The organism is Acidobacteriota bacterium, from assembly GCA_038040445.1.
In the GTDB taxonomy this organism is placed as follows: Bacteria; Acidobacteriota; Blastocatellia; order UBA7656; family UBA7656; genus Onstottus_A; species Onstottus_A frigus.
The window spans coordinates 205,078-212,600 of the sequence record JBBPIG010000009.1 but is presented as its reverse complement, the minus strand read 5'-3'; the positions used below and the strand labels follow the sequence as shown (position 1 = coordinate 212,600).

Here is a 7,523-nt window from a genome sequence, read left to right as displayed (position 1 = left end):
CTCGGTTGTTATTTGACGCTGCGCCAGGGTCGCCAGAAACTCACCCGTTCGTTCCTGAGAGTTCGCTAAACCCCGTGTGGTCTCCTCGGTTGTTATTTGACGCTGCGCCAGGGTCGCCAGAAACTCACCCGTTCGTTCCAACGTCGAGTCGATTCGCGCCATATCACTGGAAAACTGAGCCTGCTGGTCGAGAATGAACTGAATAGTGCCTTCGATATCCATGCGCCTCCTATGACTTCATAGATCGTGATGGGAAGTGAACTCGCCCAGGCCGGATTGCTTCCAGGCTTAAGAATTGTCAGTTTACCGCCGGCTGTCAAGCATGATTTTTCCTTCCCGCGCGTGTAGAATGTTCAGTTCGCGCCAGCCCCCGGTCGCTGACATAAGAGGCTCGGGCGCGGGTTTCGCACCGAGTGCTGGAGGCACGATGGACTTTGAGTTGAACGAAGACCAGCAACAGATCAAGCGAACAATTCGCGAGTTCGCCGAAGCCGAGCTGAAACCGCACGTCATGGAATGGGACGAGGCCGCCCGCTTCCCTGTCGAGCTGCAGCCCAAGTTTGCCGAGCTCGGAATAATGGGGGTGCTGTTCCCCGAAGAGTACGGCGGCGCCGGGATGGGCTACGTCGAATACGCGACGATCATCGAGGAGCTAGCTCGCGTTGACGCGTCCATCGGTCTGGCGATTGCCGCGCACAACTCGCTTGGGGCCGGGCACATTTTCATCGGAGGAAACGAGGCTCAGAAACAGAAATATCTGTCGCCGCTCGCGAAGGGCGAACACTTCGCCGCGTGGGGTCTGACCGAGCCAAGCTCGGGGTCGGACGCCAGTTCGATGCGAACGACTGCGGCGCGGCGAGCCGGCGGGTGGGTGCTGAACGGCTCGAAGAATTTCATCACCAACGCGACCTTCGCCGAGACAACGGTCGTGCTGGCGATCACCGATCGAGCCGCCGGCTCACACGGCATTTCGGCCTTCATCATCGAGCGAGGAACCAAAGGCTTCTCCGTCGCCAAGAAAGAGAACAAGCTCGGCATGCGCGCGAGCGACACTGCTTCGCTGGTGTTCGACGACTGTTTTTTGCCCGACTCGAACCTGATAGGAGAGTCCGGCCAGGGATTCATTCAAGCGATGAAGGTGCTGGACGGCGGAAGAATATCGATCGCCGCGCTCGCGGTTGGAATCGCGCAAGGAGCCTTCGAAGCAGCGCTCAAGTACTCGAAGGAGCGCCACCAGTTCGGGCGGTCCATCGCTGAGTTCCAGGCGATACAATTCAAGCTGGCCGATATGGCTACACAGATCGACGCGGCTCGACTGCTGACATATCGCGCGGCGGCGATGAAGAACGCAGGCAAGCCGACGACTAAGGAATCTTCGATGGCCAAGCTGTACGCAAGCGAAGTGGCCGTTCGCGTTTCTGAAGAGTCCGTGCAAATACACGGCGGATACGGCTACATCAAAGACTATCCGGCGGAAAAATATTGGCGCGATTCCAAGCTGTGCACCATCGGCGAGGGGACTAGCGAGATACAGCGGACGGTGATCGCGCGCCAGATTCTGAGGGCGTGAAACGATCATTGATGAACTCATTGTCAGAGAAGATCCTCGCCGGCGACAAGCGCTCGATCGCTCGCGCGATCAGCGCGGCGGAAGATGCGCGCGCAGAGTCGGTCACGCTGCTCAAGGAGATCTTTCCTCACACCGGCAAAGCGCTGGTCATCGGCATAACCGGAGCGCCGGGCGCGGGCAAGAGCACCCTGGTCGATCAGCTTGCCGCCCACTATCGCGCCGCTGGCGAGCAAGTCGGAATTATTGCCGTCGATCCTTCGAGTCCTTTTACCGGCGGTGCGGTGCTCGGCGATCGCATACGCATGCAGAACAAGGCGACCGACCCGGGAATCTTCATTCGCAGCATGGCCTCGCGAGGACACCTTGGCGGCCTTGCTCGCGCGACAGTTGACGCGGTAGCGATACTGGATGCCGCCGGTTATAATAAAGTCATCATTGAAACAGTAGGCGTCGGTCAGGATGAAGTTGATGTCGTGAAGGCCGCGGATGTTACCGTCGTCTTGCTTGTGCCGGGGATGGGAGACGGGGTGCAGGCAATGAAGGCCGGCATCATGGAAATCGGCGACATCTTCGCCATCAACAAGGCCGACCGCGACGGCGTTTTGAGGACCGAGCGAGAGCTTGAAATGTTACTTTCGATCTCGGAGCGGCCCGATGGTTGGACGCCGCCAATTATCAAGACCGTAGCGACCGAGAACAATGGAACCGTCGCGCTGGCTTCGGCGATCGCGGACTACGAAAACTTCACTGGTTTGCATCGCGAGCAGTCAGACGGCAGGCGAGCGAACATTGCCGAGTATCGAATAGTCGAGCTGTTGCGCGAGAGGCTGCTCAAGGCTGCTCTTGACAAGTGCGTGCGCAAAGACGAGTTACGCGAGATGGCGGCTGCCGTCGCCGATCGCCGCCGCGACCCGTACTCGGTGGTTGATGAAATAATTGCAAGGCTGGGAATTGGTCCTTAGTCAGTAGTCCGTAGTCAGTGGCTATTACTCAACTGACCGCGGACTACGGACCACGGACCACGGACTACGGACTACGGACCACGGACCACGGACTACGGACTACGGACCACGGACCACGGACTATGAAGATCGATCATCTAGGCATTGCTGTTCGCTCGCTATCGGACTCGCTGGTTTTCTATCGCGAGGCGCTCGGGCTCGAACTGGCAGGAACGGAGACGGTTGAGAACCAGGGCGTTCACGTGGCCCTGCTCTGGGCGGGCGAGTCTCGCATCGAGCTTCTGGAGCCGTTCTCCGAGGAGACCCCGGTGGGCCGCTTTATCGCAAAACGCGGTGAGGGGCTGCATCACATATGTTATGAGGTTGACGACCTCGCTGTTAAGTTGGACGAGCTCAGGTCGCGTGGCGTGCGATTGCTGGAAGGCTACCCGCGGCGCGGCGCTGAGGGAAAACTTGTTGCCTTCCTGCATCCGGCAAGCGCTCATGGCGTCCTCGTCGAGCTGGTGGAGAAGGCGAGACATCCACAAGGAGAATAAATGAAACTATCTACCAAGGTCATTGCGACCCTTGTTCTTTTGGGTTTGCTTACATCAGGCCTAATATTCGCTCAGTGGTCATCCTCGACTCCGAAAACAGTCAAGCTTACCGCACACGATATGCAGGTCATCTTTCAGGAACTGTTGCCGCCTCAGAAGCAGCAACAGATCGCCGCCGACCCCGAAGAGAGAAAGAAACTCGTTGCCGAGATCAAAAAGCTTCTGGCGGTCGCCCAGGTAGCCGAACAAGAGGGCTACGCCCAGCACGCCGATCTGCAGACCCAGCTTTCGTTTCAACAGGACATCGCGTTGAACAACGCGTTCCGTAAGAAGAGTCCTGACGCGAAGGTGAGTGACGAAGAAATCAACGCTTACCACCTGGCTAACCCGAAAGATTTTGACGACTTCCTGCAGAGCAACCCACGGTTCCAGCAGCAAGCCCAGGGACCCCAGCGAGAGGAACTCAAAAAACAATTCGGTGAGTTCAAGGTGATCGCCGAGCGTGCGCGCAAGGAAGGGCTGGACCGCGAGGACGTCTCCAGGTTGCAGATGCTGCTCGATCGCAGCCAGACCTTGGCGGGCGCTTACCTGAGCGAGCTTCAGAAGAATGCGGACAAGCTGGTCAGTGACGCCGACGTCGACCAGTATTACCAGGATCATCCGGCCGACTTTGACGAAGTCCGCGTGCGTCACATCCTGATAAGCACCCAGCCCAAAGAGGAGCCTGAGGCCGAAACCGAGGCGACAGATCCCAAGGACAAGAAGGCGGCAGACAAGAAGCCGGCAGACAAGAAGCCGGCAGACAAGCCAAAGACGCTCACCAAAGAAGAGGCGCGCAAGAAGTCTCAGGACCTTTTAGAGCGCGCGCGCAAAGGTGAAGACTTCGCCAAGCTGGCTACGGAGAACTCGGATGATCCCGGTTCGAAGGACAAGGGCGGCGAATACGACTTTTTCGGGCACGGCAAAATGGTTCCCGAGTTCGAGAAGGCCGCGTTCGCGCTCGAGCCCGGCGAGATCAGCGAGCCAGTCGAGACGCAGTTCGGCTTTCACGTCATCAAGCTCGAGGAGCGACGCGCGGCGGCGTCTCCCGCCGCCGATCAAAAGGTGCGCCAGCAGATAATCGACAAGCTCAAGCAAGAGAAGCTGGAGGCTCGCATCGCTGAGATCTCAGAAAAGAGCAGCGTCGTGGTCCCGGAGGATTTCGACACGACCCCTAAGGTAGCCAGTCAGCCTCAGACCTCGAGCAACAGATCGACCGCTGAAGCGGGAAAGCCCGAAGAGAACTAGAAACTTTCAACACAGGGACCGAAACGATTGAAAATTGGAAACTGAAAATTGCAAATTCTCAATTTGCAATTCTCAATTCTCAATCCCGCGAATCCCTGTTCATCTCTCGGAGAAACGATAGTGCCACACGCAAGCATCGGGGTCATCGGCGGGAGCGGGCTCTATCAGATGGCAGGGCTCACCGATGTGGAAGAGGTTCGTTTGTCGACTCCGTTTGGCGATCCTTCGGATGCGTTCTTCATCGGCACGCTTGCCGGAGTGAGAGTCGCCTTCTTGCCGCGTCACGGAAGAGGCCACACGCTTGTGCCAACCGAGATACCGTTCCGCGCGAATATCTATGCGATGAAGATGCTAGGAGTCGAGCGCATCATCTCGGCAAGCGCGGTTGGTTCGCTTCGCGAAGAGCTTAGGCCGATGGATATCGTCTTTCCCGACCAGTTCTTTGACCGCACTCGCCATCGCGCTTCCACGTTTTTTGGCGGCGGCATCGCAGCCCACGTGACCTTCGCCGATCCCGTGTGCCGCGATCTGGTCGACACCCTGGAAGAGACTGCGAGAGCCAGGCTCAGGGGACTCGCTATACATCGCGGGGGCACCTACATCTGCATGGAAGGCCCCGCGTTTTCGACCAGAGCCGAGTCTGAGGTCTATCGCTCGTGGGGGATGTCGGTCATCGGTATGACCAACCTTCAAGAAGCGAGGCTCGCGCGCGAAGCCGAAATCTGCTACGCGACGATGGCGCTGGTGACCGACTATGATTGCTGGCATCCGGATCACGATTCGGTGACGGTCGAAATGGTCATTCAGTATCTGAACCGCAACGCCGCAAATGCCCAGGAGTTGATCGCCGGTGCAGTTAAACAACTAGCGGGCAAGGAGCGCACCTGCAAATGTGGAGGCTCTCTTCGACATGCTATTATTACTGCGGCCGACAAGATCGCGCCCGAGGCTAAAGAGCGGCTGAAGGCGATCATCGGAAAGTACATCAGTTGAGTGAGAGGTGTTTAACGATGTCCGGCATGAAGTTTTTTGCCACAGTGTTCATATTCGCGCTGCTAGGTTCGGCTGTTGGTGATCCGGCGAGTTTCGCGCAGGGACCGGGAAAGCCAATAGAAGCACCGCGCGACGCGGCGCTGGAAATCGCTGCGAGGCACAACCTTGACGTCGCGCGATTTAGCATCACCAAGCGCAAGGCCTACGAAGGGGCTCGGGACCGGCTTCAAGAGATTATCGATACATATCCGGATTTCTCACGGATGGACGAGGTCGTCTTTCTGATGGGCGAGTTGTACTTGAAGCTTGGAAAGACCGAAAAAGCCGCGGACTATTACGGCAAGCTGCTGAAGGTTTATCCCGAGAGCGAGTTCGCCAAGAAGGCGCAGGCGCGGCTGGATGAACTAAAGGTTCAACCGGAGAGAAAATGAGACGGGTGATGCGTGATTCGTGATGCGTAATGCGTGACCGGATCGTGAAGAGGCGCGATGCGTTGATGCGTGATGCGTGACTGAGAAACAGGCGATCCGATCCGGTCACGCATCACGCATTACGCATCACGCATCACGCATCACGCATCACTCGCCGGGCCGGAACAGAGGTGAACTCATAGATGTCAATTCTCGTGGTGGGATCCGTGGCGTTTGACTCGGTCAAGACGCCATTCGGAGAAAGAGATCGAATACTGGGCGGCTCGGCGACGTACTTCAGCGTCGCCGCTTCTTTTTTTACCAAGGTGCGAGTGGTCGCCGTCGTGGGTGATGACTTCGGGCCTGAAGACGAAGCAGTGTTCCTCGAACGCCAGATCGACACATCGGACCTCGAACGCGTGCCGGGCCGCAGCTTTCATTGGAGCGGCGAATACGGCTACGATCTAAACGTTGCTCACACCCGCGACACCCAATTGAACGTGTTCGCTGATTTCAAGCCCAAGCTGTCGGAGAAAGCAAGAGAGACGCCTTATCTGTTCCTGGGCAACATTCAGCCGCAGCTTCAGGTCGAAGTGCGGGAGCAGGTCGGCGCGAAGCTGGTTGCGGCAGACACGATGAACTACTGGATCAACAACACCCCCGGCGAGCTGACCGAAATGCTCAAGCGCGTTGACCTTCTTGTCATCAACGACGCCGAGGCACGAGAGATCGCAAAGGAAGCTAACCTCGTTCGCGCCGCGCGCCGCATACTTTCGATGGGTCCGAAGAGACTGGTGGTAAAGCGCGGCGAGTATGGCGCGGCGAGCTTCACCGAGAGCTCTTACTTTGCGACCCCGGCCTATCCACTTGAAGAGGTGTTTGACCCGACGGGCGCGGGCGACAGCTTCGCGGGCGGCTTTATGGGATATCTTGCGGCCACCAATGCAACCGACGAAGCGGCTGTGAGGCGCGCGATCATCTATGGCTCGGTGATGGCGTCTTTTAGCGTGGAAGAATTCGGATGCGATAGGATGCGCAGGCTGACCTACGATGAAATCAATGCGCGCTTCCGCCAGTTGCGCGCATTCTCAAATTTCGAAGAAGCCGATGCGCCACCGTTCTAAGTGACTGACGACGGACGACCGCAGACGGTCGGCGGTCATCGGTCGGCGGTCACTGCGGTGCATTAGTCCGGGAAACAGGTTTTGCAGCGTTTCAAGCCTCGCTGAATGGCGCCTTCTTCGCCAAGTGCGGTGCGTTCGCAACGCGCGGGCAAGTGCGTCGAGGCGTGATAGAAATCCTTGTCAGCGGCGCACGAATAGACCAGTCGGGCTGGCGCCATCAGCGGTTTGACCTCGGGCGAACTGGTCTCTCTGACCGGCGCCGTCGCGCTCTTTGACGCGGATACAGTGTCGGAAGAGCCGCTTCGCCAGCGATCAAACGTGTCACTTTTGAGGAAACTGACTACCACCCATCCCACGCCGAGCAACATAATGAAGGCAGTAAGAGATACGAGTTTGTTAACAAAGAACAGCGGGTGGGCACTGCGTAACGGGCTTCGAGCTTGGAGGCCTGCCACAGTTTACGCTCCTTTCAATTATCAACCGCTAGATTGCTTGGGGAACTCGGAAGGTACCATGCCGGGTAGGGGCAGTCAAGCATCGAGTGTCCAGGGGGTGCGCGTCAGATTTTCACGCATACCCACCTCGTGAGAGGTGGGTCCGTGATGTTCCAGCCTACGATGTGCGATGGCGCGGTCAGACAG

General features: G+C 57.9%; 9 protein-coding genes. 7 read left to right on the top strand and 2 right to left on the bottom strand.

What is annotated here, in order from left to right; translation table 11 throughout:
• Positions 1-222: hypothetical protein (locus tag AABO57_12595; protein ID MEK6286571.1), on the bottom strand; the 222-nt coding region annotated here is incomplete at its 3' end.
• Between the two features lie 205 nt (positions 223-427).
• On the opposite strand from AABO57_12595, the gene AABO57_12590 reads away from it, so the two are divergent.
• The 7 genes from AABO57_12590 to AABO57_12560 all read left to right on the top strand — a co-directional run bounded on the left by AABO57_12590 (position 428) and on the right by AABO57_12560 (position 6,882).
• Positions 428-1,570, top strand: coding sequence for an acyl-CoA dehydrogenase family protein (locus AABO57_12590; protein ID MEK6286570.1), 1,143 nt, complete (start codon positions 428-430; stop codon positions 1,568-1,570).
• Positions 1,571-1,581: 11 nt separating this feature from the next.
• Complete coding sequence (meaB, locus tag AABO57_12585; protein MEK6286569.1) at positions 1,582-2,532, top strand: methylmalonyl Co-A mutase-associated GTPase MeaB; 951 nt, start codon at positions 1,582-1,584, stop codon at positions 2,530-2,532.
• A 122-nt stretch (positions 2,533-2,654) separates the two neighbouring features.
• Complete coding sequence (gene mce, locus AABO57_12580) at positions 2,655-3,068, top strand: methylmalonyl-CoA epimerase (GenBank protein MEK6286568.1); 414 nt, start codon at positions 2,655-2,657, stop codon at positions 3,066-3,068.
• Positions 3,069-4,355: a peptidylprolyl isomerase gene (locus AABO57_12575; protein ID MEK6286567.1), complete on the top strand. Its 1,287-nt coding sequence runs from the start codon at positions 3,069-3,071 to the stop codon at positions 4,353-4,355.
• 120 nt (positions 4,356-4,475) lie between these two features.
• Positions 4,476-5,348, top strand: coding sequence for an S-methyl-5'-thioadenosine phosphorylase (locus AABO57_12570; protein MEK6286566.1), 873 nt, complete (start codon positions 4,476-4,478; stop codon positions 5,346-5,348).
• Positions 5,349-5,365: 17 nt separating this feature from the next.
• Positions 5,366-5,779 carry an outer membrane protein assembly factor BamD gene (bamD, locus tag AABO57_12565; GenBank protein ID MEK6286565.1) on the top strand — a complete coding sequence of 138 codons (414 nt, stop codon included), beginning with the start codon at positions 5,366-5,368 and terminating at the stop codon, positions 5,777-5,779.
• Between the two features lie 182 nt (positions 5,780-5,961).
• Positions 5,962-6,882, top strand: coding sequence for a PfkB family carbohydrate kinase (locus tag AABO57_12560; protein ID MEK6286564.1), 921 nt, complete (start codon positions 5,962-5,964; stop codon positions 6,880-6,882).
• A gap of 62 nt (positions 6,883-6,944) precedes the next feature.
• On the opposite strand, the gene AABO57_12555 is transcribed toward AABO57_12560, so the two are convergent.
• Complete coding sequence (locus AABO57_12555) at positions 6,945-7,337, bottom strand: hypothetical protein (protein MEK6286563.1); 393 nt, start codon at positions 7,335-7,337, stop codon at positions 6,945-6,947.
• Positions 7,338-7,523 lie beyond the last annotated feature (186 nt).